At 64.8% G+C, this 25,491-nt stretch carries 19 protein-coding genes and 1 CRISPR repeat array (1 of these 20 cut by a window edge); of the genes, 12 read left to right on the top strand and 7 right to left on the bottom strand.

Features of this window, described 5'->3' with window-relative positions; genetic code table 11:
• Positions 1-2,588: direct repeats of the CRISPR family, unit length 28 nt; unit sequence TTTCTGAGCTGCCTGTGCGGCAGCTCAC (it extends 3,082 nt beyond the left edge of the window).
• A gap of 130 nt (positions 2,589-2,718) precedes the next feature.
• From cas6f to cas1f, 6 genes are all read right to left on the bottom strand, one after another.
• On the bottom strand, positions 2,719-3,288 hold the full coding sequence (gene cas6f, locus ACZIYR_RS01595) for a type I-F CRISPR-associated endoribonuclease Cas6/Csy4 (protein WP_483528005.1): 570 nt from the start codon (positions 3,286-3,288) through the stop codon (positions 2,719-2,721).
• 3 nt (positions 3,289-3,291) lie between these two features.
• Positions 3,292-4,326 (bottom strand): type I-F CRISPR-associated protein Csy3, encoded by a 1,035-nt coding sequence (csy3, locus tag ACZIYR_RS01590; protein ID WP_483528004.1) that lies wholly within the window; start codon positions 4,324-4,326, stop codon positions 3,292-3,294.
• A 15-nt stretch (positions 4,327-4,341) separates the two neighbouring features.
• Positions 4,342-5,319, bottom strand: coding sequence for a type I-F CRISPR-associated protein Csy2 (gene csy2 / locus ACZIYR_RS01585; protein ID WP_483528003.1), 978 nt, complete (start codon positions 5,317-5,319; stop codon positions 4,342-4,344).
• On the bottom strand, positions 5,316-6,662 hold the full coding sequence (csy1, locus tag ACZIYR_RS01580) for a type I-F CRISPR-associated protein Csy1 (protein WP_483528002.1): 1,347 nt from the start codon (positions 6,660-6,662) through the stop codon (positions 5,316-5,318). Before csy1 ends, csy2 begins: the two co-directional genes overlap by 4 nt.
• Positions 6,663-7,081: 419 nt before the next feature.
• Positions 7,082-10,423, bottom strand: coding sequence for a type I-F CRISPR-associated helicase Cas3f (gene cas3f / locus ACZIYR_RS01575; protein WP_483528001.1), 3,342 nt, complete (start codon positions 10,421-10,423; stop codon positions 7,082-7,084).
• Entirely contained in the window at positions 10,420-11,394 is a 975-nt protein-coding gene (gene cas1f, locus ACZIYR_RS01570; protein ID WP_483528000.1) for a type I-F CRISPR-associated endonuclease Cas1f, read from the bottom strand. The genes cas3f and cas1f overlap by 4 nt, the downstream gene beginning before the upstream one ends.
• Positions 11,395-11,541: 147 nt before the next feature.
• Here cas1f and ACZIYR_RS01565 point away from each other — a divergent pair, with 147 nt between their 5' ends.
• Positions 11,542-12,411: a WYL domain-containing transcriptional regulator gene (locus ACZIYR_RS01565; RefSeq protein WP_483527999.1), complete on the top strand. Its 870-nt coding sequence runs from the start codon at positions 11,542-11,544 to the stop codon at positions 12,409-12,411.
• An 82-nt stretch (positions 12,412-12,493) separates the two neighbouring features.
• Positions 12,494-13,438, top strand: a complete 945-nt coding sequence (locus tag ACZIYR_RS01560) for a glycerophosphodiester phosphodiesterase (protein WP_483527998.1) — start codon at positions 12,494-12,496, stop codon at positions 13,436-13,438.
• A 10-nt stretch (positions 13,439-13,448) separates the two neighbouring features.
• Here ACZIYR_RS01560 and ACZIYR_RS01555 read toward each other — a convergent pair whose 3' ends face one another.
• Positions 13,449-14,042: a malonic semialdehyde reductase gene (locus ACZIYR_RS01555; RefSeq protein WP_483527997.1), complete on the bottom strand. Its 594-nt coding sequence runs from the start codon at positions 14,040-14,042 to the stop codon at positions 13,449-13,451.
• Between the two features lie 105 nt (positions 14,043-14,147).
• Here ACZIYR_RS01555 and ACZIYR_RS01550 point away from each other — a divergent pair, with 105 nt between their 5' ends.
• From ACZIYR_RS01550 to ACZIYR_RS01505, 10 genes are all read left to right on the top strand, one after another.
• Complete coding sequence (locus ACZIYR_RS01550) at positions 14,148-14,825, top strand: hypothetical protein (protein ID WP_473032134.1); 678 nt, start codon at positions 14,148-14,150, stop codon at positions 14,823-14,825.
• Positions 14,826-14,970: 145 nt separating this feature from the next.
• Positions 14,971-15,126 (top strand): hypothetical protein, encoded by a 156-nt coding sequence (locus ACZIYR_RS01545; protein WP_473032133.1) that lies wholly within the window; start codon positions 14,971-14,973, stop codon positions 15,124-15,126.
• The gene (locus ACZIYR_RS01540) at positions 15,126-15,863 is read left to right on the top strand and encodes a metal ABC transporter ATP-binding protein (protein WP_483527996.1); all 738 of its coding nucleotides are present in this window, start codon (positions 15,126-15,128) and stop codon (positions 15,861-15,863) included. Before ACZIYR_RS01545 ends, ACZIYR_RS01540 begins: the two co-directional genes overlap by 1 nt.
• Positions 15,857-16,759 (top strand): metal ABC transporter permease, encoded by a 903-nt coding sequence (locus ACZIYR_RS01535; protein WP_473032131.1) that lies wholly within the window; start codon positions 15,857-15,859, stop codon positions 16,757-16,759. Before ACZIYR_RS01540 ends, ACZIYR_RS01535 begins: the two co-directional genes overlap by 7 nt.
• A 38-nt stretch (positions 16,760-16,797) precedes the next feature.
• Positions 16,798-17,871, top strand: coding sequence for a metal ABC transporter solute-binding protein, Zn/Mn family (locus tag ACZIYR_RS01530; RefSeq protein WP_483527995.1), 1,074 nt, complete (start codon positions 16,798-16,800; stop codon positions 17,869-17,871).
• Between the two features lie 590 nt (positions 17,872-18,461).
• Positions 18,462-19,685, top strand: a complete 1,224-nt coding sequence (locus tag ACZIYR_RS01525) for an ABC transporter substrate-binding protein (RefSeq protein ID WP_483527994.1) — start codon at positions 18,462-18,464, stop codon at positions 19,683-19,685.
• Positions 19,686-19,865: 180 nt separating this feature from the next.
• Positions 19,866-21,425: a fatty acyl-CoA synthetase gene (locus ACZIYR_RS01520; protein ID WP_483527993.1), complete on the top strand. Its 1,560-nt coding sequence runs from the start codon at positions 19,866-19,868 to the stop codon at positions 21,423-21,425.
• Positions 21,426-21,427: 2 nt separating this feature from the next.
• Positions 21,428-22,576, top strand: a complete 1,149-nt coding sequence (locus ACZIYR_RS01515; RefSeq protein WP_483527992.1) for an acyl-CoA dehydrogenase family protein — start codon at positions 21,428-21,430, stop codon at positions 22,574-22,576.
• 15 nt (positions 22,577-22,591) lie between these two features.
• A complete protein-coding gene (gene bktB / locus ACZIYR_RS01510; RefSeq protein WP_483527991.1) occupies positions 22,592-23,782 on the top strand; it encodes a beta-ketothiolase BktB in 1,191 nt (396 codons plus the stop codon).
• A gap of 47 nt (positions 23,783-23,829) precedes the next feature.
• Complete coding sequence (locus ACZIYR_RS01505) at positions 23,830-25,482, top strand: fatty acid--CoA ligase (protein ID WP_483527990.1); 1,653 nt, start codon at positions 23,830-23,832, stop codon at positions 25,480-25,482.
• Positions 25,483-25,491 lie beyond the last annotated feature (9 nt).

The raw sequence follows: 25,491 nt of genomic DNA, 5'->3' as shown, positions 1-25,491 counted from the left end.
CTCACTTGATGCCTTCGTCTGCTGTCGCCTCGATCTTTTTCTGAGCTGCCTGTGCGGCAGCTCACGTGCTGACAGCGATGGATGCCGGATTACCGTTTTTCTGAGCTGCCTGTGCGGCAGCTCACCACTCCGGCGCGTCATTGATGGGGACGTTTGAGTTTCTGAGCTGCCTGTGCGGCAGCTCACGAGTACGGATTTACCGGCACCAGGGCTGCCGATTTCTGAGCTGCCTGTGCGGCAGCTCACTCATGTCGTCATGCCCGGTCACTGCGCCGGTATTTCTGAGCTGCCTGTGCGGCAGCTCACCATCATTTCGTCATCGACATTCCGGCCGGCAATTTCTGAGCTGCCTGTGCGGCAGCTCACAGGGCCTGCCCCAACTGCTCAATGCTGGTGTTTTTCTGAGCTGCCTGTGCGGCAGCTCACCAGGCCGGCCAAGCGCAACGCTTTCTGGCTCATTTCTGAGCTGCCTGTGCGGCAGCTCACAGTGTTGCGGAAGCAATCGGCGAGCAGGAGCATTTCTGAGCTGCCTGTGCGGCAGCTCACACTAAGGGGGCCTTCACGGCCCCCTTCTTATATTTCTGAGCTGCCTGTGCGGCAGCTCACCCCTTGAGCTTGCGAGTCACACGGTCGCCAATTTTCTGAGCTGCCTGTGCGGCAGCTCACCCCATGCCGTTCCAGACGCTAATGACGCCTGTTTTCTGAGCTGCCTGTGCGGCAGCTCACGATGTGCAGGTGGGCGGCGGCGTGCAGGTGCATTTCTGAGCTGCCTGTGCGGCAGCTCACAACGCCCACGGCGCGATGCGCCGGGTCTGGCATTTCTGAGCTGCCTGTGCGGCAGCTCACCTGATCGGCCACGCGGCCTCCTGATAGCGATGTTTCTGAGCTGCCTGTGCGGCAGCTCACGTGGGGGGCTGGGAGATCGTCCATATCAACGATTTCTGAGCTGCCTGTGCGGCAGCTCACGTTGACATGCCCCCCGACGACGACAACGTCGCTTTCTGAGCTGCCTGTGCGGCAGCTCACCTCGAGGCCCTGGCCGCTGACACCGACGAAGATTTCTGAGCTGCCTGTGCGGCAGCTCACCTGCTGCCCCAGTCCTCCAGCACCGCCGTGGCTTTCTGAGCTGCCTGTGCGGCAGCTCACTACTGGAACTCGCCATCCTCGGGCCCGTCCTCTTTCTGAGCTGCCTGTGCGGCAGCTCACGTGCGGGAGAGTTCGTGGCCGATGCCGATGTGTTTCTGAGCTGCCTGTGCGGCAGCTCACCCCCCATGGCCAGCAACACGGCATCACCGATCTTTCTGAGCTGCCTGTGCGGCAGCTCACCGGTATCGTGCCCGAGAGCGTGGTCGTCAAGTTTTCTGAGCTGCCTGTGCGGCAGCTCACTTGAGCATGGCCTCGCCGCTGTTGCCCCAGATTTTCTGAGCTGCCTGTGCGGCAGCTCACGGCAATGCCGCCGACCACCCAGCCGATGGGCATTTCTGAGCTGCCTGTGCGGCAGCTCACGCTCGGCGTGGCTGATGATGGCGTCATCGTCATTTTCTGAGCTGCCTGTGCGGCAGCTCACGCCCTGGGTCAGCAGATGAGCGACTCGCTGATTTTCTGAGCTGCCTGTGCGGCAGCTCACCGGAGACGAATAGGGATTTGGTTTGGAGGATTTTTCTGAGCTGCCTGTGCGGCAGCTCACACCAGATGCCCGGCCACACCCTGCCCGACATCTTTCTGAGCTGCCTGTGCGGCAGCTCACCTTTCGTAGCTGCCGGTGAAGCGCAGCAGGCTTTTCTGAGCTGCCTGTGCGGCAGCTCACGTCTTGTGGCGGCCACGCACGACGATCTCGACTTTCTGAGCTGCCTGTGCGGCAGCTCACACGTCGCCGAACGCTACGACCTGGCCCTGTAATTTCTGAGCTGCCTGTGCGGCAGCTCACTTGCCCCAGGCGCGTCTGGCCGTCGCGCATGCGTTTCTGAGCTGCCTGTGCGGCAGCTCACCCTCGGCCATGGTGTCGGCGAGCACTTGGGCGTTTCTGAGCTGCCTGTGCGGCAGCTCACCAGCTGCTGGGCGAGGCTTTCGGTTTCTTCCTTTTCTGAGCTGCCTGTGCGGCAGCTCACTACGCGCCGGAGGTGATCAGCCCGGACCAGGTTTTCTGAGCTGCCTGTGCGGCAGCTCACTTCGAGGGCAGCATCGACTACGAGACCGGGCTTTTCTGAGCTGCCTGTGCGGCAGCTCACCCGATCCACTACGTCAACCGCGCCGGCTACGATTTCTGAGCTGCCTGTGCGGCAGCTCACGCGCTGCACTACCACGGCCGCCAGTTCGACGTTTTCTGAGCTGCCTGTGCGGCAGCTCACGTGGGTGTCGTCCTGGGCCTGCTGTAGTAGCTTTTCTGAGCTGCCTGTGCGGCAGCTCACGGCATGGCCACCGTTGCGCTGTATGACGTGGATTTCTGAGCTGCCTGTGCGGCAGCTCACTCCTCGCCGTGATGGCGCGCCTCGATGCGATATTTCTGAGCTGCCTGTGCGGCAGCTCACCAAAGCGTCGCCGACATCCTCACCACGCCCCTTTTCTGAGCTGCCTGTGCGGCAGCTCACTAGAGCAGCTTCACGTTAAGCGATTGATTGTTAAAGAGCAATGCTTCCAAAGAGCAACGCCTCCCTTTTCAGGGAGGCGTTTCTAACAGACTGATTTTCCTTGAACTAAAGAATCCACTCTAGAAAAGGGTCAAAACCATGGCACTGTAGCCTCGCTGCTCAACCCATAGCGATTGAAGCGCCCCGCGACAGGCTGAGACTGAGGCTGGCCATGCTCGATGAATAGCGCAAACCGCTGACCACTTGAGCGGCTGCTGACCTGCACGAAAGGCAGGGCGATCTGCCGGGCGGCAGGTGCCTCCATCAGGCGCTGTGCTTCTTCGAACTCGATGCCATGCCGTTGTGCATAACGCCTGGCTCGGCTGGGGCCTCCGGTATTGAACTGTCGACGCCGCACGATTCGGTGCTTTGCATCGGCAGGCACCGGTTGAATGGATGCCAGCGTGACGTGGTCGCGCATGCCGGTGAGCCACGGGATCGCCATCAGTTGCTCTAATCGCGACTGCTCAGCGTGCAATCGCAGCCGATCTCCTGGCGTGCGGGCACGCACGCCGAGTTTGTGATCTGGAAAACTGACGCCGATGTCATTGGCCTCTAGGTCGAAAAGGGCGCGATGCAACTTGCTGTATAGCGCCCCCATCAGCATCGCAGCTGGAAAGTCCGGGTCGGGCCGTAAGCGGATATCGATATAGTGATCCATGGCTTACCCCGCATCACCGAACACGCCACCGCGAATAAGGGTTGCCATCACGAAGTGCTGCTGTTCTGTAGGAGGCACCTTATCCTTTAACAACCAGTTATCGAGCAGGTTATAGAAGTCCACTTTCTGCTTCGGCTGACGGTAGGCACTTCCCTGAGTGGTCACCGAGCCGTAGGGCTCCACGGCAATTGGACCAAGATCACTGCCATCCTCCGGAGCCGGATACCAGGTATCGATGGTTCGCAGGGCATTGCCCAATTTCTGAGAGTGGATGGCGGCATTTTTATCGTCACCAATGCTATAGAGTGTCTTGCTCTTGTCTCCCCGGCTACGATCCAGAATCAGCTCCTGTGAAGGGAAGACTTCCTGCCCGGCACCAACACGCGCAAAGGCCACCACATCCAACAGTAGATAGCGCTCACCGGCGAGCGCCTCATTGATGAGCTCGCCTAGCTCACGAGTTTCTTTGCTACCTTCAAAGCTTCGCAGAGAGTGATCGAGCGCATTGAAGGTCCACTGCTTCGCCGCTTGGCCGTCTTTCACCTGGCTGACGATAACTTCGACTTCTTCGGCACCGATACGATTGCGCCACAGGAACCGGCCATTGGCGAGATTGCAGGCATAGCGATGAGCGAGCTCGCCAAAGCCGTGCTCGTTGACGTAGCCCGTTACCGTCTTCACCAGTTTCTTCTGGTATTCAGCATTGTTGCAAGCGGAAGGCGTGCCAGCTCCAGCTAGTACGCGCAGAGTAAAATGTACGGCCAAGGTGTCGGCATCATGCGGCAGCGCTGCGACATCTACTGTCTGAAGGTTGGGGTTCTCAATGGCAGCATCCAGCTTGGCCGGATCTTGGTCCTTGGCCTTCAGCCGGTTGGAAATGGTGCCGCGAACCGATTTTTCGCGGACGGGAACGCCACTCCACTCCGCATGTTGAGTGCGGTCTTGCCAGTTACCGGCACTGAACAGTGCGTCGGACGGATCGAGTTTACGCTCGAAGGCGAGTACGGAGGCGGTTTTGAGTGCGTCATTCTTGGCCATGAGAGGTATCCTGCGTCAGTCGTTGATCAAGGTGTCAGTGTAGGCATTACTCAAGCGATAGGTGCCACGTTCGAGGTCGTTCTCCACGAACCACATCAAGGCTTCGGGATCTCTGATTCGGTGCGGGCTTACCCATTCGCCGATCGAGTAGAGGCTTTCGACAAACTGGAATGACACCTCAGGGTCTCGGGCATTAGCCACCGTGCCCGGATCGAACAAGTCCGAAATGGCGCCGTAGCCCACCGGAATTGGCACTAACCAGCCAGGATACGGGCGGCGAACCTCCCAGCTGACCTGCTCCTTACCGTTATCGTCTTCGTTCCTTGTGATCCGACACTCGTGATTGAGCCGCGACAGGTCGAGCCAGGCGTCCAGCGGTGTAGCACTGTCGTCGTTCGCTTTCAGTGTGGCGGTATGCTCCGTGAGCCGATCATCCCGAAGTACCAGCGCAAATCCTGGCAACAGCTTATGCTTGAGCCTGCGCCACTGCTTCGCACCTTTTTCCTCGTTGGCATCGAAGCTGGTCAGCTCCGGCCGGTAGCGTCGTTCACCAAGGAGAGGCGGCATCACACTGCCACCTGCAATACGCATGCCCTGCACTTGCTGATAAAGCTGTTGAGCAATGGCCTGGCGGCGCTCTGCGCTTGTCAGGTCGTCGCTACCGTCTGCCTCAACGCCGATCAACAATGAGACTTCCAGATGTGCCCGGCCCTCCTCGACGATGGCCGCCGTGCTGCCCGTCTTGTCCACAGGGTTACGGGTGAGATGGAAGGCACGGGTGAAGCCACCCGATGTGACCTGAGGGTCGAGACGGTGACACACCACCCCGATCTCGTTGAAGACCAGTCGGATATCATCCGGCAGATTGCGCTCCAGCGCCTGCATCAGCCCCATGAAGGCGCTCATGGCGGGAAAACCCCAGGTCATGGGGCTGGAGATGGTATTGGCGTTCTGGATACGCAGCCGCGGAAGCAGAAGAAGATGCTGGATCATGCTGCGTCTCCTTGGTCATCGTCTTCATCACGCAGCGCTTCTTGAAGATCATCGAGCTGTTGGCGGAACTCTTTCACGATGCCATCAAACTGACGTTTCCAGTGATGGTGCTCCGCATCACCGAGGCTGAGAGGGCTTTTGTCGCTCAGTTCACGGTTAAGCCAACTGGCCGCACGTAAGTTGATGGTTTCATGCCAGCTCGACTGCCGGCGCGCCTCGGCAAACTCGCTATCCTCATCGGCTCGCCCTGGATCCAGCCAATACTGCTCTTCCGGGGCCAACTGACACTTCTCATCCGCCGTCCAGCCTGGCGCCAAGGAGTGGATATCGAATGTGAACAACATCAGCTCGTCGACCAGCATGGAGGTGAGGTCGTCGCGCAGGTCACGGGTGTGCATGTTCTTGGCAGGATCCGTTTCCAGAAAGCGCTTGAGCTCATCCACGATGCGCCAGACGTTCGGGCGCCTTTTGAATGCTCGGAAGGGGTCGCGCATCGGTGAGTACACCTCGCGCGACTCCCAGTTTGGCGGTAACGATGCCAGCAGATAATTCTGGCCGCCTCGTTCACTATTGAGCTGTGAGATGTTTTGCGGTTTGGTGCCGCCGAGTTTCTGGACGGCCAGATTGGGGTAGCTGGTATAGCCGCCCTCAAACGGCGCCTTGTCCTTCAACGCCTTACGTGCCGCCTTGTTGTGATCGCCAAAGAACCAGGTGTTGGGACTGACCTGCGCATAGAAGCGGTGGGTCAGCGCAGTGGCATAGAGCGGCGCCAGCAGGTGGTAGCTTTTATCATCGGTAGGGTCATCGCCGACCAGCCAATAGAGCTGTTTACCCATCACATGGGAGCTAGGCGCCCCCTTAGGCTCGGTGATGCTAGCGAAGGCGCGTACCCAGCTTTCGGCTTCCTCGCGATCCTGGCTCAAGGCATCGATCAGTGCTTCGTCGAAATCGAGCGCCCGCTCCAGCAGCGTACGCCCTTTCCACTCCAGTTTCAGGAACTTGTAGACATCAAGTGCTGCCGCGTTGCCGACGACGTCGCCCTGAAAATCGGCAGGCAGGCAGTGGCTGCCGACCAGGCCACCTTGGCTTAGCTGGCCGGGCACGACGTAGAGGTTCGTGCCCTTGGCATCCGGGTGAATCGCCTTCAGGGAGTGCGTGACGACCTGAAGCTGGCCGACGCGACGGGCCGCATCGGCCAGCCAGGTTTGCGGATCGAACTGCTGCTGGAGGCCAAGATACTTGGGATCGTCTGCTGGGATCTTTTCCGTCTTGGTCGCGAATCGGTCATAAATAAACCATTCGACCAAATCGCGTATAGACGCATGGGGTTGAGGCTCTGACATAGGTTCCCCGCCTTAGCTTGGGTGGTAATCCCAAGGCATGTCATAATATGCCCCAAGCGCGGTAACGCTTGGGGCGTGATTGGGCCAAACTACTCGTCTCTTCTAACGGAACGATAGCCAATCATTCACACACCTCCTTGCTCTTCCCAAAGCAGGTTAGACGTTATCGATGCTTTGCTCGCCCATTGAGTGGCCCCTCAATGGGCGAGCACCCAGCCCGGCAGTGCCAAGCTTGATATCAATGTACGCCACCACCGCAGCAAAATCAACCTAGCAACACGTACTGGAAAAAACAAACAACGAAAGCTATGGTAATCTCCCCAGGCAGCCGAAGAGGCCGCTTAGAAATAGCACCACGTTCTGGACAGGTATCCACTGCCGCACAGGCAGCCTCAGCCGGCCCGATCCAGGCCGGCTGCTTACTTTCTCCTCACGAATCCCAGCGCCGGATGGAAGTGCCATCCCTGCGGGGCGTAGTTCGTTTTCAGGCGGATGCGGCCGAAGCGCCGGGCGCAACGCCCTAACTCCATGTCCATGGCCTCGGCTTGGTCCGCCAGTGCGGCCATGTAGTCGGGCTCGTTCCAGGGCGCGATGCTTGGTTGGCGGAAAACCTCCTCCGGTATCCGGTCCAGCTCGGTCTCCACGCGCTTCAGCTTTTCCTCCTTGCCATCCTGCTCCACCCGCCAGAAGCCGTAGTCTTCCTCTGTCTCATCCGGGAGCAGCACGAATTCGCACTCCGGTTCGTTGTCCTCCCGAAAGGGGTGGTGCTGTATCGGTAGCGCCCCGAGGGTCATCGATGCGTGGCGATAGAATAGATAGGCCCCAAGATGAATCTGCGCCGGCTCACCGCGACGCCTGCGTCGTTGGCGACCAGGAGCGGCATCGGCCCCCTCGACCATGAGCGCGGCAAGTCGCGCATGCTCGAGATCGACCAGCTTGTGCGCCGACTCTAGCGCCTCCACCGGCAACAGGCGTGGTCGCGAGTCGATATGCTCGATCTCAGCCTCTCTCAGAAGCTCCGCCAACTGATGTGACCTCAGCGGCCAGTCCCGCTCGGTCTCGAAACCTGGCCGACTGAAGGCCGGCGTGACCCGTTTCAGGTGCCGAACGTTGGCTCCAAGCAGTGCAATGTTGGGAGCATGAACGAGGGCAGGACGGTGGCGCCGCACGCGACCGGCAAGTTGAATGATCGAGCGCATCGATGAGGGCTCGACCACGGCCCAGTCATAATCGTGGTCCCTACCAACCTCGGTGACCGGCGACCCAAGCACGATAAAAAGGTGATCCTGAGCGGAGCAGCCGTCGAGCCGCACGCGAATGTCGGCGAGATCGAAAACGGCATCCTCGCTGCGTCGATCGAGCGTTCGGTCCAGGCGTGCTTCCAGGCGTGAGCGCAGCAGCAGCGGAAACTGGGCGTGGTAGACGCAAAGATGAATTTGCCACCCTTCCGGAATTTCCGACCGGTAAAGTGCCTGGGCAACGGCAGCGAGCGGCTCGATATTGGCCATGCGAACCAGGCCGAAGCTGACTCGCTTGTTACTATGGGGATCGACGGCGTGGTGCTGCTCGTGCAGGGAGCAGGCATGAGTAAGTATCGTCTGCGCGACCGCCTGATGTACGGCGTCCGGATGGGCGCTAGGAGCAGACATCGGCACGAGATAGCCACGACGGGCCGGCATCTGCTCTCCTAGCCGAACGGCGCGCTGCTGAGCAAACTGCCTGTGTGCGGCATCGAACTGCTCACCCTCGGCGCACTGCTGCTGGGCGCAGCCAAACTCATCGAACCAGGCACAACAGGGGTTCAGTGGAATGCTTGGAACGCCACGATGCCGCTGGTACTCTGCCCGGCCGGCGCAATAGGCCTCAAACAGCCCACGCACCATGGCAGGCGGCAGCGTGGCCGAGGAGAGCAGTACCCGCGAGCCCAGCAGCCCTGCCCAGTACACCAAACGCGTCAGGCCGGGTAGATCACTGATATCGAAGTCATCCGGCTCATCAAGCACGAGGTCACTGCTCATTAGCCGTAGCATGGGGGCGATCTGGTGACCGCCGCGCAGGCTCTCCGTGGCCGGTATCAGGTGATCGATGGTACACACCAGCACCGGCGCGCCGATCAGCGCTCGGGCATGGGTGTCTTTCGCGGCTCGCGATAGCAGAGGGTGTTCATCGATTTGCCCTTCGAAATGGACATGGCTCTGCTCATCCAGCAGTGCGGCGCGGGACTCTGAGCCCCCATTCTCGTGCTGCTGGTGCTCGAAGAGTGCGCGGCTGGCACTGCCACCCACCCGGATGGCCAAGTCGTCGCTACCCAGCCCAAGCCTCTCACGGTACACCTGCCCGGTTTGCAGCGTGAGCGTTCTCAGGCCGAGGGCTATCGAGAAGCGAGCGCCTTTCTCGGGATCGCTCAAAGCGTACATGATCCGGCCGTTGGCAATGGTCTTGCCGCAGCCAGTCGACGCCATGTTGATGCCAAAGAAGCCCTGTTCTCGGGCCTTGTCACGCAAGCCTGTCGCCAGGTCGAAGGCCTTGTCCTGCCAGCGAAAGCGAGGGTCGCAGCTACGCTGGCGAAAGCCCTTGTGCCGTGCGATACGCGGCAGGGCGCTAGCCATGTCCGGCAAACGATGGACGATTTCACCCGCTACCCGGGTTACGCCCAGCAGGTGCTCATCCAGAGGCTGGCATAGCTGACGCTTGCCATTCAGCACGGTGGTATTGGCATATAGTGCGGTCGACCAGGCACCGGGGAGCCGCCCTGTGCCGGTCAGGCTCGAATAGTGGTGATCCGCCAGCATCAATGCCAAACGCGCCAAGTGCATGACGTAGGGAGACTCCAGCGGCGGCGTCGATACCTTAATGTCTTTTATCTGCCGCGCCAGCCGCCGACTACGCTGCCGCCATGCATCAGTCGTGACAGGCAGGCCATGGGGAAACTCCCAGTACGGCCCGACGTCTTGTGTCTCGGCCAATTCGACGCATTCGTTCCAGGCCGCCGTGATGGCCTCGGGGAGCGCCGGCAGGTTAGCGGCGTTCATGCTGGCGCGAGCCCCGACCCATTTTTGTCGGCCGTTATCGTCATAGGCCGGCAATGCCGGCAGACGGTGATGACTCAGGACCAGCCAGCCAATCGCTGCGGCAAGCGGCGGCAGTTGGATAAAAGGTGTTTTCTCCCCATCGGCGACGTCAGCCACTCCATCGCTCTTGAGGTAGCCCAACCAGCGTGCATCGTCGTCGGGAGAGGGCTTTTCGAGCCGAGCAAGCCAGGTCTCATCATCGTCATCGCCCACGAAGGCTTCCAACAAACGCAACGATACCCATTCATGCCGATAGCGGTTGCGTCCCTCCAGACGCCCATGGAGCCGATCCTGGAATGCGTGACTAGCCTTGCCGAGGTCATGGAACAGGGCGGCCATCGACGCAAGAAGATGAATCAGACGCCCGCTGTGCCAGTCATTCTCATCCTCGGCACGCAGGATATTGCGGCGCGTGGTGTTGGTCGGAGACGCTCCCTTCGTATTGAACTGGGCGGCATTGCCAACGATCCACATCAGCTCGCTATGATCCCGTCCGCGAATCCAGTGACAGGCCACGGCGGTGTTCTTGCGTGCCGTCTTGCGCAAGAGCTTCCTGAGCGTAGCGAGCCCTTCCATGGTGATCGGCGTCTGCCAGGTGCGATCGCCGCGCCGTTCGGCGAACTGGTCGAGAATCCGACGCGTCTCCTTGAGCGCGTTCTTGTTGCACTGGGAGACCAGAAGTACGTTCACGCTGCTGGCCCTCCCAGTTCAAGCGCCACGTCCTTCAGGGTGTCGATCATGTAGTCGAGAGATTCCGTACGCGTCAGCCGCTCGATGCACGCCTGACGAAACTCCTGCTCCTCGTCGCCCTGCATAGCGGAAAGAAACGCCTGCGGAAGGATCACCGCGTCCTTGACCAGGTCGGCCACATCGAAGACCAGGCCACCGCGGCGGGTCTTGCCGTGCAGCACCGCCAGGCCATGTGGAATGCCGAGCACCCAAGTCGCCGTCGCCGCCAGACCGTAGGCCAGATAGTTACCATGATCGAGAAAGCGGTTGGCGGGGTCGGTGCCGCTACCGCGCTTGGCCCGGGTGAAATCACCATAGCTCACGGCCTGAGTCGCGAGCTTGAACAGGTACTTGGTCAGTCGGGCTTCCAAGGTCAGCAAATCGGTCGTGCTGGGCGACTCGGTAATCGCATCGCGATGTGTTGCCAAGGCTTGATGGAGTGCATCCGGCGAGACCGTAAAGCCAGCCTCCTTGAGAAAACGTTCCGCCCACAGCGCTTCGATCCTCTTCAGACGCGCCAGTTGGAAAGCCTTGGCCGCCTCAAGGCGTTTCTCGTCGTCGAACCAGAAATGCACCCAGTGCTGCAGATACTCGGTGGGTCGGTATTCGCTCTGAGGAGTCAGCCAGGCGACATCGACATCCACCTCGTTGGCAGCAAATAGAGGCGTACCGCCGCCGCCACAGAAGCCAACCAACACACCGGCCTTGGCCAGCTCACGCATGGCCGCCTGTGTAATGGACGTACCCGTGCCGAGCAATAGCGAAGTGGTGTTGGCGATGGGGATATTCCAGTAGCGAGAGCGGCTGCCCTCATCGGTGACGTACTCAACACGACCGCCATTGACCAACACACGGCAGTGCTGCAGGTAATAGAGGTTGGCACGCTTGGAATGAAGGATCGTCTTCAGATCGGAGGGTGAGAGGTCATCCATGACACGTCCTTTTTCTGTCAGGCTGACTCCCATCCAAGCACCCCTGGGCCAGCTTCACCACCCCTGTCGATTCAACCACCGTACTCTTCAACCCGATCCTGACGTCGGTCATGCTGGTAAGGCAGCCACGGAAGGAAGGAGCCTCCCATGCCCGAAACGTCAACTCTCCCCTGGGACACCCTCGCCCGATATCGCCTGATCGAGATCCTGGCGCTTTGGGAGGGCCGGGTGGTGGCCTCGCAGATCGGCGAGGCGTTCGGCATCGGGCGCCAGCAGGCACAGAAGGTGCTCCGGATCTATCGGGAGCTGGTCCCCGACAACCTGATCTATGACGAGTCGCGCAAGGGCTTCCTGCCTACCGAGCGGTTCGCACCTTGCTTTACTCAGGGCCGGGTCGAGGAGTACCTACATCTGCTGGGCTCACACCAGGAGCTGGGCTCGCCCTTCACGGGTCTCGGGCTCGGCGCGGCAGACACAGAAGCCCTGCCCAGGCCGAGCCGTGCCGTCTCCCCGCAGGTGGTGCGCGAACTGGTCAAGGCCGCCCGTGCAGGGCAACGCCTGGAGGTCACCTACGCTTCGTTCACCAGTCCCGAGGGGGAGGAGCGCATCATCGTGCCCCATACGCTGGTGTTCGCCGCCGGACGCTGGCATGTGAGGGCTTTCTGTGAAAAGCACTGTGACTATCGGGATTTCGTGCTGAGCCGCTTCCGCGGCGTGCCGGAGCCGAATGGCGACATGCTGGGAGCGCACGGCATTGCCGAGGACGCGGCCTGGCATACCCACGTCGAGGTGCGCCTGATCCCCGATAGGCGGCTACCGCCACAGGAGCAGGCACTGATCGCCGCCGACTACGGCATGCAGGACGGTGAGCTCAGCCTGTCCTGCCGGGGGCCCTTGGTGCTTTATGCGCTACGTGAGCTGGGGGTCAATCCCCATCACGTCGAGACCGAACCAAGGGCTCAGCAGGTCGAGATCGCCAATCGCCCGGCCCTTGCGGGGTGGATCAACTGGGCGTGATGTCCAAGCCCAGCCGTCGGCTTGCAGCGCAATGGCTCGATCCTGTATTTTTATTGATTGAACATTCAATAAAAGGAATCCCATGACGCTGCTCAACCCCCAGCCGTTTCGTTACGCCCTGACCGCCCTCGGCACCGTGGCGCTGGCTGCCCCGGCGCTGGCGGAGACCACCCCGCTGCAGCAGCAGCTGGACGATCTGCAGGCGTTTCAGGTGATCGCCCACCGCGGCGCCAGCGGCCAAGCCCCGGAGCAGACGCTGCCGGCGCTGGTGCTGGCCGACGAGATGGGCGTGGACTACCTGGAGCTGGATATCCAGATGACCGCCGACGGCGAGCTGGTGGCCTTCCACGACGAGACCATCGACCGCACCACCGATGGCGAGGGCGAGCTCAAGGACATCACCCTGGGGGAGCTCAAGGCACTGGATGCCGGCAGTTGGTTCAACGCGGCCTACCCCGACTACGCCGACGAGGCCTACGAAGGCGTCGAGGTCCTCACCCTGGGCGAGGTGATCGACCATTTCGGCACCGATGTCCGCTACTACCTCGAGACCAAGTCGCCGGAACTCTACCCCGGCATCGAGGAGGCGCTGCTCGAGGAGTTGGAAGCTCACGGGCTGATCGAAGCCGGCGCGGTGGTGGTGCAGTCGTTCAGCCAGCCGAGCCTGCTCGAGGTTCAGGCGCTGAACGATCAGGTGCCGCTGGTGCAGCTGGTGTGGTACCACCCCCAGGCCGAGGGCAGTGAAGCACTGCAGGAGTGGACCGGGGTCACCCCGGGGCCGAGCGAGATCACCGATTCAGACTTCCAGGCCATCCGGGAGTATGCGGTGGGCATCGGCACCAACCTGACCTACCAGGATGACCTCCAGGTGATCGATGCCGCCTTCATCGAGCAGGCCCAGGCCAACAACCTGCTGGTGCATGTCTACACCATCAACGAGCAGGATGACATGCAGACGCTGCTCGACTGGGGCGTCGACGGCATCTTCACCGACTTCCCGGACCGCCTGAACGCCCTGATCGACTAATCGCGCCCTCTCACACCACCTGGGCCACCTCATCGAACGCCAGCCGCGGCCCGCGGGGGCGCAGGCTGGCGGGGTCGCCGACGCCGAGGTTGACCAGGAAGTTGCTCTGGTAGCGCCCGTCGGGGAAAAACTCCTGATCGACCATGGGCCGGTCGAAGCCGCTCATGGGGCCCACGTCCAGGCCCAGCATCCGGGCGGCGATGATCAGGTAGCCGCCCTGCAGGGTGGCGTTGCGCCAGGCGGTATCGGCGGCCTTGGCGGGGTCGGCGGCGAAGCGCTCCCGGGCGTTGGGCGAGCCGGGGAACTGGGTCGGCAGGTGCTCGTAGAAGCGGGTGTCGGTGGCCACGATCACCGTGGCGGCGGCCTCGCGGGCCTTGTCCCGGTTGCCCTCGGAGAGGGCCGGAAGCAGCCGCGACTTGCCGACCAGGCTGGTCACGAAGACGTAGCGGGCCGGCTGGCTGTTCATCGAGGTCGGCCCCCACTTCAGCAGGTCGTAGAGCCGATGCAGGGTGGCGTCATCGATCGCCACGTCGCGAAAGCCGTAGTGGGTGCGCGCCTCGCGGAAGGCGGTGTCGAGGGCGGTGTCGTCGAGCGGCGGTCGCATGGGGGTCTCCGGGTCGGTCTCCCCCTGACTCTACGGGAATGGGTCTTGCCGGTCACTCCACCCTGCTAACCTCATAGCATCACTCGCCTGGTTCTGGAGCCGCTCATGTTCCCGACTCGCCCCTGGTCACCCGCTCGCTTCTTCCTGCTCGCCCTGCTGCTCTATGCCGTGTCGCCCGGCGCCGTTGCCGAGCCGGCTCGGCAGGAATTTCAGGCCTATCAGGACGCCCTGGAGCGCGGGGCGCGACAGGCGGGTATCTGGCAGGCGAGCTGGACGGGGATCTACGCCGGCAGCCTGGCGCTGAACGCCTATCAGGCCAGCGAATCGAGCAGCCGCGATACCCGCTACGATGCCCGCGTGGGGGTGGTGAAATCGGCCCTGGCGCTGGGCGGCATGTTCCTCGACCGCCAGCCGCACCCTCAGGCGCGCCGTGAGCTTCGTGATGGCCCGGGAGATATCGAGAACGCCCGCCGGCTGATGCAGGCCCTCGCCGAGGAGGAGCGCCAGCGCCGCAGCCTGGAGGCACGGCTCGGCTCGCTGGCCGTCAACACCGCGGCGGGGCTGCTGATCGGGGTGGGCGACGGCCGCGGACGCGACGGCGCCATCAACTTCGCCACCGGCATGCTGGTCAGCGAGCTGCAGCTACAGACCCAGCCGCGCCAGGCCACGGCGGCGATCAATCGCTTCCAGCCGGCGCGGGTGTCGCTGGGCGAACTTCACCTGGAAGGCGAATATGCGCTGCTGGTCACTCCCAACCACCTGGGAGTGGCGCTGCGCTATTGAAGTCGGACGGGACGGCCAACGGTTCCATTTTTCGCTGAATGCGGGATACTGCCGCCCATCAACGGGTAGTCACGCATCGCGAAGCGCTGGATGACGCCCAATTTGTTATGTTATAACCTCATCCATCCGTCGCGAGGGCCCGCTTATGGCACACCGTACACACTCGCACCGGCACCGCCAGGAAGGGCCGTGCCATTTTTCCCTGCTTTCGCTCTCCGCCGGGCGCCGGCTGCTGTTGGTGGCCGCTCCCCTGGCACTGCTGTGGCTGACGGTCGGCTGGGCCGCGGGGTGGTGGCAGTGATGCCGGTACCTGAGCCCGCCCGCCTGGCCCTCCGCGACCTGCAGCTGGCCCAGGGGCATCGCACCGTGCTGCAGCACGTGGACGGCGAGTTCGCCGATGGCGCCATCACCGCCCTGGTGGGGGCCAACGGCGCCGGCAAGAGCACCCTGATCCAGGGCATCACCGGCACCCTCAAGCCGGTGGCCGGGCGTATCGACTGTTCGATTCCCAAGTCGCGGCGCGCCTGGCTGCCCCAGCAGCTGGCGCTGGACCTCACCTTCCCGATGAGCGTGGAAGAGCTGATCATGGTCGGCACCTGGCCCAGCCACGGGGCGCTGAAAGGCTACTGCGGCGCCCACTACCGCCGCGGCCGTGAGATCATGGCGCGCCTGGGCATCTCGCATCTGGCCCACCGCCCCCTGGGCGAGCTCTCCGGCGGCCAGCGCCAGCGGGCGCTGATCGGCCGCACCCTGATGCAGGAGGCCGAGCTGCTGCTGCTCGACGAGCCCTTCGCCAACGTCGATGCCGAGACCGTGGAGGTGCTGATCGAGGTGCTGCGCGACATGGCCGATGCCGGCGCCACCCTGCTGGTGGTGCTCCACGACATGGACCAGCTCACTAGGCTCGCCGACGAGGTGGTGGTGCTGGCCGGCGGCCATGCCCACTGGACCACGGCGGCCGCCTTCCGCGAGATGACGCCGGCGGAGCTGATCCAGCTCACGGCCCCGCTGCCGATCGCGGGGGTCAGCGCATGCTAGCCGAACTGTTCGGAACCCTGCACGAGTGGCTGATCGCCCCCTTCGACTACGGCTTCATGCGCCGCGCCCTGGTGGCCGGCCTGGCGCTCTCCCTGGCCGCCCCGCCCATGGGGGTGTTCCTGGTGCTGCGCGGCATGAGCCTGATCGGCGATGCCATGGCCCACGCCATCCTGCCCGGCGTGGCGCTGGGCTTTTTGCTGGCCGGCTTCTCGCTGCCCGCCATGAGCCTCGGCGGGGTGCTCTCCGGGCTGCTGGTGGCGGTGCTGGCCGGCAGCGTCTCGCAGATGTCCGGCCAGCGCGAAGATGCCGCCATGGCCAGCTTCTTCCTGATCTCGCTGGCCGCCGGGGTGATGCTGGTCTCGCTGGGCGGCAGTAGCGTGGACCTGACCCATGTGCTGTTTGGCTCGATACTGGCCGTCAACACCACCGCCCTGCTGCTGATCGCCGCCATCAGCAGCCTGATCGTGGTGACCCTGGCGGTGATCTTCCGCGCCCTGGTGGTGGAGTGCCTCGACCCGCTCTTCCTGCGCGGCCAGGGGGTGCGCGGCAGCCTGGTCCACGGGGTCTTCCTGGGCCTGGTGGTGCTCAACCTGACCGCCGGCTTCCAGACCCTGGGCACCCTGATGGCGGTGGGCCTGATGATGCTGCCGGCCACCGCGGCGCGCTTCTGGAGCAAGCGCCTGGAGGGGCTGATCGGCGTGGCCATCGGCCTGGCCATGGTCGCCAGCACCGGCGGGCTGCTGCTCTCCTACCACCTCAGCATCCCCTCCGGCCCGGCGATCATCCTGCTGGCCGGGGTGGGCTATATCCTCTCCGCCCTGTTCGGCCGTCACCACAGCCTGAGCGCCCGCCTGCGACGGCGGGCCGCCCCCTTGGGCGCGCCCGAGCCTCACTGAACGCACAACCTTTGACAACCGCACCAAGGAGATAGTCAATGCCAAGCTTCAAACCCTCCGCCCTGATGATCGGCGCCACGGCCATGCTGGCGCTGCCGGCCGCCATGGCCGCGGAGCGCGTCCAGGTGGTGACCAGCTTCAGCATCCTGGCCGATATGGTCGAGAACATCGGCGGCGAGCACGTCGAGGTGACCTCCCTGGTGGGCCCCGACAGCGATGCCCACGTCTACTCGCCCACCCCCCGTGACGCCCGGGCCCTTGCCGATGCCGACCTGGTGGTGTTCAACGGCCTGCTGTTCGAGGGCTGGATGGAGCGGCTGATCGACTCCAGCGACTACGCCGGCCCGCTGGTCACCGCCACCGATGGCATCGACAGGCTCGAGTACCACGACGACCACGGCCATGACCACGACGATCACGGCCATGACCATGATCACGACGACCATGGCCACGATCATGACCACGACGACCATGACCATGGGCACGAACATGGGCATGATCACGACCATGTGCATGGCGACTACGATCCCCATGCCTGGCAGGATCTCGCCATGGGCCAGGTCTACGCCGGCAATATCCTGGAGGGCCTGATCGAGGCCGACCCGGACAAAGAGGCCGCCTACCGTGAGAACGCCGAGCGCTACATCGCCGAGATGCAGGCGATGGACGAGGAGATGCGTCGGCTGATCGTCGAGATTCCCGCCTCCAGCAGCGTGATCACCGGGCACGACTCCTTCGGCTATTTCGCCAACGCCTACGGCCTGAACTTCCTGTCACCGGTGGGGCTCTCCACCGAGGCCGAGCCCAGCGCCGCCGACATGGCGCGGCTGATCGACGTGATTCGCGAACAGAACGTCCGCGCCCTGTTCCACGAGAACATGACCAGTCCCGCGGTGATCAACCAGCTCGCCGAGGAGACCGGCCTGCCCGTTGCCGGCACCCTCTACGCCGATGCCCTGGCCGCGGAGGGCGAAGCGAGCACTTACCTCGGCATGATGCGCCACAACGCCCAGACCCTGCACGACGCACTGGCAGCGCCGGGCCATGACGACCATGACCACGACCACGACAATGACCACGATCACGATCACGATCATGACCATAGCCACTGAGCCCGCCTGACGGCGACTCGTTCAGCGGACCGATCGGCGGGGGCACCTTAGGGTGCCCCCGCTTTTCTGACTCTTCGCAGACTGGCGTGCATTGGCTTTGTGGGAGGGACGGTTCGACGCTTCGGCTTCAGCTCCGGCTCGACGCTTCGACGAAGTAGCGCGCAGCGCTACTCATAGGGCGCCTGCGGCGCCTTCGCCCGGCAGAGCCGGCCTCCCACCATTAAACCTGCCAAACATGTTCACGCTAAAGTGCGATGAACCCTTTTTCTGTCCCGCTCCACCTCCAAGCTCCGCCGACGATGCCTTGCAGCCTGGCATCATCTGTTCCGCCTTGTTCTCTCCCATTGCCACCCGGCCTTGCCAAATACGCCTCAACCCACTGAATAAGTGGAAGAAGCAGCCACGTTACGCCGCAGTCGCGCCGTCCGCCGACTCACACCAAGGTCTTACACTGTGTCGTGACGCCGAAAGATTGGCACGAAATGCAAAAAGTGTGGCCGGATGGGTAAACCCCGCGGCGACCTTTGCTCCTACCATGAAGCCGGCAGCCCCCCGCTGCCCGTACACAACAACAAGCAAAGGCCAAACGAATGATCACATCCCGCCAGTTCGCTCTGGGCGCTCTCGCCGCCTCCGTCATGCTTGCCTCTCAGGCCGGCGCCACCGAGATCACCGACAACGAAATCCGCATCGGCTACCTGGCCGACATGTCCGGCATCTACCGCGACCCGATCGGCCCGATCGGGCTCGATGCCATCGAGATGGCCATCGAGGACGTGGGCGGCAGCGTGGCGGGGGCCGACATCGTGGTCTTCAGCGCCGACGACCGTAACAGCGCCGATGTGGGTTCCAGCGTCGTTCGCGAATGGATCGACGAGCGCAACGTCGACATGGTGACCGGCCTGGTGGCCTCCTCGGTGACCCTGGCCGCCGTGCGTCTGCTGGAAGACGAGAACCGCCTGGGCCTGGTCAACGGCGCCGTCTCCTCCGGCGTGACCAACGAGAGCTGCTCGCCCAATCACATCCACTGGGTCTACGACACCTGGGCCATGTCCAACGGTACCGCCCGCGCCATCACCCAGGAGGGCAACCCCAACTGGTACCTGCTCAGCGCCGACTACTCCTTCGGCCACGCCCTGGAGGGCGACGTGGAGCGCGTGGTCACCGAGAACGGCGGCACCATCGTCGGCAAGGCGCGCCACCCCTTCCCCAGCAGCGACTTCTCGTCGTTCATGCTGCAGGCCCAGGCCTCCGGCGCCGACGTCATCGCGCTCAACAACGCCGGCGGGGATACCATCAACGCCATCACCACCGCCGGCGAGTTCGGGATCACCCAGGCGGGCCAGATCCTCGCCGGCATGGTGCTGTTCAGCACCGACATCCGCAGCATCGGCCTGGAAGACGCCCAGGGCCTGCAGTTCACCAAGGCGTGGTACTACGACCTCAACGACGAGACACGCGCCTGGGCCGAGCGCTTCCGCGAGCGCACCGGCAGCATGCCCACCATGGTCCACGCCGGGCTCTACTCCAGCACCCTGCACTACCTGCAGGCCGTCGACGCCATCGGCACCGACGAGGCCCAGGCGGTGCGCCGGCAGATGATAGAGACGCCAGTCGACGACATCTTCGCCACCGGCGGCTATATCCGCGAGGACGGCCGCATGGTCCACGACATGTACCTGGTGGAAGTGAAGTCGCCGGAGGAAGCCGCCGATGAGGACGACCTCTTCCGCATCGTGCGCACCATCCCCGCCGACGAGGCCTTCCGGCCGCTGTCCGAGAGCCAGTGCCACCTGGTCAACGGCGGTGCCTGAGCGCGCCGGTGCGGGGCGTGACGGGTCGCCGTCGCACCGTTGCCACTCGGCGCCTGTCAGCGCCTCCCTGCTCTGGGTGCTCTGCCCCGACGAGCCCCTCCCGCCCCCGGCCGAGGCCGGGGGCAGGCGCCAAGCCGCCGTTTCGCCGCGATCCCCGCTGTCTGAGAGGTCAAGCAAGCGATGAAGACAACGACTCCCCCATCTCGCATCCAGCAGAACACCATCGGCGCCGCCCTGGCCCGCAGCGCCCGCAAGCATGGCGCCCGCCTGGCGCTCGCCTTCAATGACCGCCACTGGACCTATGCCGAGCTCGACGCTGCGGTGAATCGGGTGGCCAACCGGCTGCTGGCCCAGGGCCTCGCCCCCGGGGACCGCCTGGCGGTCTACGGCAAGAACTCCGACGCCTATGTGATCGCCTGGCTGGCCGCCACCCGTGCCGGCCTGGTGCACGTGCCGGTGAACTTCGCGCTGAGCGGCGACGAGCTGCGCTACATCCTCGAGCAGTCCGGCGCCGCCGGCCTGCTCAGCGACCTCAGCCTGGCCGACAACGTCGCCGCCGCCACCCAGGGCCTGGCGCTGACCCTCGCCGGCACCCTGCACGCCGGGGAGCCCCAGGGCCTCGACGTGCTTCAGGTCGCCCTCGACGAAGCCGGGGGCGATGCCGCCGAGCCGGCGGTCGACCTCGAGGGAGCGAGCCTCGCCCAGCTGCTCTATACCTCCGGCACCACCGCCGCCCCCAAGGCGGCGATGATGACCCACCAGGCGCTGCTCGCCGAGTACATGGCCTGCATGGTGGAGCTCGACATCAAGGGCGACGAGCCGATGCTGGCCGCCCTGCCGCTCTATCACTCCGCCCAGATGCACGTCTTCCTGATGCCGGCGCTGCTGCTGGGAGCGCCGGTCCACCTGCGCGAGGCCCCGCTGCCCGACGACTGCCTGGCCCAGATCAGCCGCCAGGGCATCGCCTCCTTCTTCGCCCCGCCCACGGTGTGGATCGGCCTGCTGCGCCACCCCGACTTCGACGCCCACGATCTCTCGGCGCTGAAAAAGGCCTACTACGGCGCCTCCATCATGCCGGTGCCGGTGCTGGAGGAGCTGCGCCGGCGCATCCCCGGCGTGGGGCTCTACAACTGCTATGGCCAGAGCGAGATCGCCCCGCTGGCCACGGTGCTGCGCCCCGAGGAGCACGACGAGCGCCCCGCCTCCGCCGGCCGCCCCATCCTCACCGTGGAGACCCGCATCGTCGACGCCGAGATGAACGACGTGGCGCCCGGCGAGCACGGCGAGATCGTGCACCGCTCGCCGCAGCTGCTCACCGGCTACTGGGACAAGCCGGAGATGAGCGAGGAGGCCTTCCTGGGCGGCTGGTTCCACTCCGGCGACGTGGGCTACCTCGACGACGCGGGCTATCTGTACATCGTCGATCGCATCAAGGACGTCATCAACACCGGCGGCGTGGTGGTGGCCAGCCGTGAGGTGGAGGAGGCGCTGTTCACCCACGCGGCCGTCTCCGAGGTGGCCGTGATCGGCCTGCCCGACGACAAGTGGATCGAGGCGATCACCGCGGTGGTGGTGCCCAAGGAGGGCGCCGAGGTGAGCGAGGCGGCGCTGATCGCCCACGCCAAGGCGACCATGGCGCCCTACAAGGTGCCCAAGCGGGTGGTCTTCACCGACGCCCTGCCCAAGAGCACCGCCGGCAAGATTCTCAAGCGCCACCTGCGCCAGGAGCTCAAGGGCTGACCATGACCACACCCCATGACGACATGACGCCGCTGTTTCTCGACATGATTCGCCGCTTCCTGGAGCAGGAGGTGGCGCCCCACTACGAGGCCTGGGAAACCGCCGGCGAGATGCCGCGCTCGCTATGGCAAAGGCTCGGCCAGGCGGGACTGCTGGGCATCGACCTGCCCGAGGCGCTGGGCGGTGCCGGCGCCGACTTCGCCATCGTGCCCATGGCCCTGGAGGAGATCTCCCGCCAGGGCTTCGGCGGGCTTGCCAGCGCCTACAACATCCACGCCAACATCGTCATGCCCTACCTGCTGCATATCGCCACCGAGTCGCAGCAGCAGCGCTGGCTGCCGGCCATGGCCAGGGGCGAGGCGATCGGCGCCATCGCCATGACCGAGCCCGGCGCCGGCAGCGACCTGGCGGCGATGAAGACCCGCGCCCAGCGCACGGAAAGCGGCTGGCGCCTCGACGGCAGCAAGCTGTTCATCACCAACGGCCAGGTGGCCGACCTGGTGATCGTCTGCGCCAAGACCGACCCCGCCGCCGGCGCCAAGGGGGTCTCGCTGTTCCTGGTGGACGCCTCGCTGCCCGGCTTCTCGCGGGGCCAGCCGATCAAGAAGATCGGCCAGCACGCCAGCGACACCGCCGAGCTCTTCTTCGACGGCATGGCGCTGCCCGCCGACGCCCTGCTCGGCGAGCCTGGCGCCGGCTTCGCCTACCTGATGCAGGAGCTGCCCCGCGAGCGGCTGGGGGTGGCGGCCCAGGCCCTGGGCGCCATGGAGGGCGCCCTGGCGCTGACCCTGGACTACGTGAAGGAGCGGCGCGCCTTCGGCCGCACGGTGGGCGACTTCCAGAACACCCGCTTCACCCTGGCCGACGTGCGCGCCCAGATCGAGATGGGGCGCGCCTACTTCGCGCAGTGCGTGGGCCGCTACCGCCGGGGCGAGATGAACGCCACCGACGCCGCGGTGCTCAAGCTGCAGCTCAGCGAGATGCAGTGCCGCACCATCGACGACTGCCTGCAACTGTTCGGCGGCTACGGCTACACCCGCGAATACCCGATCTCACGCTTCTACCTGGACGCCCGCATCCAGACCATCTACGCCGGCACCTCGGAGATCATGCGCGAAGTGATCGCTCGCTCGCTGCTGGGAAAGGCCTAACACTGGAGACACCCCATGCATCTGGATTCCGTCGTCATCCTCGATGGCGTTCGCACCCCCATCGGCGGCTTCGGCGGCAGCCTGGCCGGACTCGCCCCCCACGAGATGGGCACCCTCACCGCCAGGGAAGCGCTCAGCCGCGCCGGGCTGGAGGCCGAGGCCATCGACCACGCCGTCTACGGCCATATCATCGCCACCGGCCCCCAGGACGCCTACCTGGCACGCCATATCGCCCGCGACGCCGGCGTGCCCGACAGCGCCGGCGCCTTCAACGTCAACCGGCTGTGCGGCTCCGGCGTGCAGGCGCTGCTCAGCGCCGCCCAGCAGATCGCCCTGGGCGACAGCAAATTCGCCCTGGCCGGCGGCGCCGAATCCATGAGCCGCGGCGCCTATCTGATGCCGCCCCAGGCACGCTTCGGGCTGCGCATGGGCCACGCCGCGGTCACCGACCTGACCCTGGGCATCCTCAGCGACCCCTTCGGCAGCGGCCACATGGGCTGCACCGCCGAGAATATCGCCAGCCGCTACGGCCTGACCCGCGAGGCGGTCGACCAGTTCGCCCTGGAGAGCCACCGCAAGGCCGCCCGCGCCATCTCCGAGGGGCGCTTCACCGACCAGATCCTGCCGGTCAGCGTGCGCGAAGGGAGGGGCGAGCGGGTCTTTGCCCAGGACGAGCACGTGCGTGACGCCATCACCCTGGAGGACCTGGCGCGACTCAGGCCCGCCTTCCAGAAAGACGGCCTGGTCACCGCCGGCAACGCCTCGGGGCTCAACGACGGCGCCGCCAGCCTGGTGCTGGCCGACGCCGACGCGGCCGCCCGCCGCGGCCTGAAGGCCCGGGCGCGGCTGGTCACCGGCACCGTGGCCGGGGTCGAGCCCGAGGTGATGGGCCTGGGGCCGATTCCCGCGGTCACCCGCTGCCTCGAGCAGGCCGGCCTCGGCATCGGCGACATCGACGTCATCGAATCCAACGAGGCTTTCGCCGCCCAGGCCATGGCGGTGGCCCAGGCCCTCGACTTCCCCGCCGAGCGGCTCAACCCCAACGGCGGCGCCGTGGGCCTGGGCCATCCGGTGGGCGCCACCGGCGCGATACTCACGATCAAGGCGCTGGCCGAGCTGGAGCGCATCGCCGGCCGCTACGCCCTGATCACCCTGTGCATCGGCGGCGGCCAGGGCATCGCCCTGCTGATCGAGCGCTTCGGCTGAGCGGGCCCCACCTTCTGCCAGTAAACAACAACGACAAGGAGCCACCCATGAGCACCGTCACTCCCAAGATCCTGCCCGCCACGCCCTCGGCCACCAACCCGCCGCTGTTGATCGGCGACCTGCTCGACTCCGGGGTGCGCATGGCCGGCGACAACCCCATCGTCTACCGCGACCTGAGCCGCCACAGCTACCGCCGCTTCCGCGAGCGGGTCCATCAGCTGGCCCACCTGCTCACCGCCCAGGGCGTGGGCGCCGGGGACGTGGTGGCGGTGCTCGACTGGGACAGCCACCGCTACCTGGAGGCCTTCTTCGCCATCCCCATGCTCGGCGCGGTGCTGCACACGGTGAACGTGCGCCTGGCCCCGGAGCAGATCCACTACACCATGGAGCACGCCGAGGACGACTTCGTGCTGGTGCACGAGGACTTCGTGCCGCTGCTGGAGCCGCTGGCCGAGCGGCTGCCGCGCATCCGCGGCTATCTGCTGTGCCAGGATGAACCCCGTCCCCTGGAGAGCGCCCTGCCGCTGGTGGGCGAATACGAGGCGCTGCTGGCCGAGCAGCCCGGCCACTACGACTTCCCCGTCTTCGACGAGAACGCCGTGGCCACGCTGTTCTACACCACCGGTACCACCGGCAATCCCAAGGGGGTGTTCTTCACCCATCGTCAGCTGGTGCTGCACACCCTGGGCGAGGCCAGTACCTTCCAGTCGCCGGGCTTCGAGCTGCTCAATCGCGACAAGGTGTACATGCCGATCACCCCCATGTTCCACGTCCACGCCTGGGGGGTGCCCTACACCGCTACCCTGATGGGCGCCACCCAGGTCTACCCCGGCCGCTACGAGCCGGAGATGCTGGTCAAGCTGCTGGTGGGCGAGAAGGTCGACTTCTCCCACTGCGTGCCGACGCTGCTCAATATGGTGGTCTCGGCCGAGCCCATCGCCTCGGGCAGGGTCGACCTCTCCGGGTGGAAGGTGCTGGTGGGCGGCAGCCCGCTGACCCAGCCGCTGGCCCGCAAGGCCTGGGAGCTGGGCATCGACACCCGCAGCGCCTACGGCATGTCCGAGACCTGCCCACTGCTGACCGCCGACATCCTGCCCCGGGATATCGCCGAGGCGGACTTCGAGACCCAACTGCCGTGGCGCTGCAAGGCCGGGGTCGCCGTGCCGCTGGTCAGCCTGCAGGTGGTCGACGAATCGGGCACCCCGCTGCCCCAGGACGGCGAGAGCGTCGGCGAGGTCAGGGTGCGCGCCCCCTGGCTGACCCAGGGCTACTACAAGGAGCAGACCCGCAGCGAGGAGCTGTGGCGCGACGGCTGGCTGCACACCGGCGACGTCGCCGCCCTGGACGAGCGCAGCTTCCTGCAGATCCGCGACCGCATCAAGGACGTGATCAAGACCGGCGGGGAGTGGATCTCGTCGCTGGAGCTGGAGAACCTGATCGGCCAGGTCCCGGGCATCGAGGAGGTGGCGGTGATCGGCGTGGCCGACGACCAGTGGGGCGAGCGGCCCGCGGCCCTGGCCGTGGCCAGCGACCCGGCGAGCCCGCCCGACGCCGAGGCGGTCAAGGCGTTCCTCACCCGGTTCGTCGAGCAGGGCAAGATCAATCGCTGGGCGATTCCCTCCTTTATCCGCTTCGTCGACGAGATCCCCAAGACCAGCGTGGGCAAGCTCGACAAGAAGCGCATCCGCCAGGAGGTCTGATCGGGCCTA

It is taken from the genome of Billgrantia sp. NRB1 (assembly GCF_056921725.1).
Note: the sequence above shows the minus strand (reverse complement) of the source record. Positions and strands in the feature narration are given on the sequence as shown.

Coding starts and splice junctions, on each gene's coding strand:
- cas6f (WP_483528005.1), bottom strand. CDS start 3,288: ATGGATCACTATATCGATATCCGCTTACGGCCCGACCCGGACTTTCCA.
- csy3 (WP_483528004.1), bottom strand. CDS start 4,326: ATGGCCAAGAATGACGCACTCAAAACCGCCTCCGTACTCGCCTTCGAG.
- csy2 (WP_483528003.1), bottom strand. CDS start 5,319: ATGATCCAGCATCTTCTTCTGCTTCCGCGGCTGCGTATCCAGAACGCC.
- csy1 (WP_483528002.1), bottom strand. CDS start 6,662: ATGTCAGAGCCTCAACCCCATGCGTCTATACGCGATTTGGTCGAATGG.
- cas1f (WP_483528000.1), bottom strand. CDS start 11,394: ATGGATGACCTCTCACCCTCCGATCTGAAGACGATCCTTCATTCCAAG.
- ACZIYR_RS01565 (WP_483527999.1), top strand. CDS start 11,542: ATGCCCGAAACGTCAACTCTCCCCTGGGACACCCTCGCCCGATATCGC.
- ACZIYR_RS01560 (WP_483527998.1), top strand. CDS start 12,494: ATGACGCTGCTCAACCCCCAGCCGTTTCGTTACGCCCTGACCGCCCTC.
- ACZIYR_RS01555 (WP_483527997.1), bottom strand. CDS start 14,042: ATGCGACCGCCGCTCGACGACACCGCCCTCGACACCGCCTTCCGCGAG.
- ACZIYR_RS01550 (WP_473032134.1), top strand. CDS start 14,148: ATGTTCCCGACTCGCCCCTGGTCACCCGCTCGCTTCTTCCTGCTCGCC.
- ACZIYR_RS01545 (WP_473032133.1), top strand. CDS start 14,971: ATGGCACACCGTACACACTCGCACCGGCACCGCCAGGAAGGGCCGTGC.
- ACZIYR_RS01540 (WP_483527996.1), top strand. CDS start 15,126: ATGCCGGTACCTGAGCCCGCCCGCCTGGCCCTCCGCGACCTGCAGCTG.
- ACZIYR_RS01535 (WP_473032131.1), top strand. CDS start 15,857: ATGCTAGCCGAACTGTTCGGAACCCTGCACGAGTGGCTGATCGCCCCC.
- ACZIYR_RS01530 (WP_483527995.1), top strand. CDS start 16,798: ATGCCAAGCTTCAAACCCTCCGCCCTGATGATCGGCGCCACGGCCATG.
- ACZIYR_RS01525 (WP_483527994.1), top strand. CDS start 18,462: ATGATCACATCCCGCCAGTTCGCTCTGGGCGCTCTCGCCGCCTCCGTC.
- ACZIYR_RS01520 (WP_483527993.1), top strand. CDS start 19,866: ATGAAGACAACGACTCCCCCATCTCGCATCCAGCAGAACACCATCGGC.
- ACZIYR_RS01515 (WP_483527992.1), top strand. CDS start 21,428: ATGACCACACCCCATGACGACATGACGCCGCTGTTTCTCGACATGATT.
- bktB (WP_483527991.1), top strand. CDS start 22,592: ATGCATCTGGATTCCGTCGTCATCCTCGATGGCGTTCGCACCCCCATC.
- ACZIYR_RS01505 (WP_483527990.1), top strand. CDS start 23,830: ATGAGCACCGTCACTCCCAAGATCCTGCCCGCCACGCCCTCGGCCACC.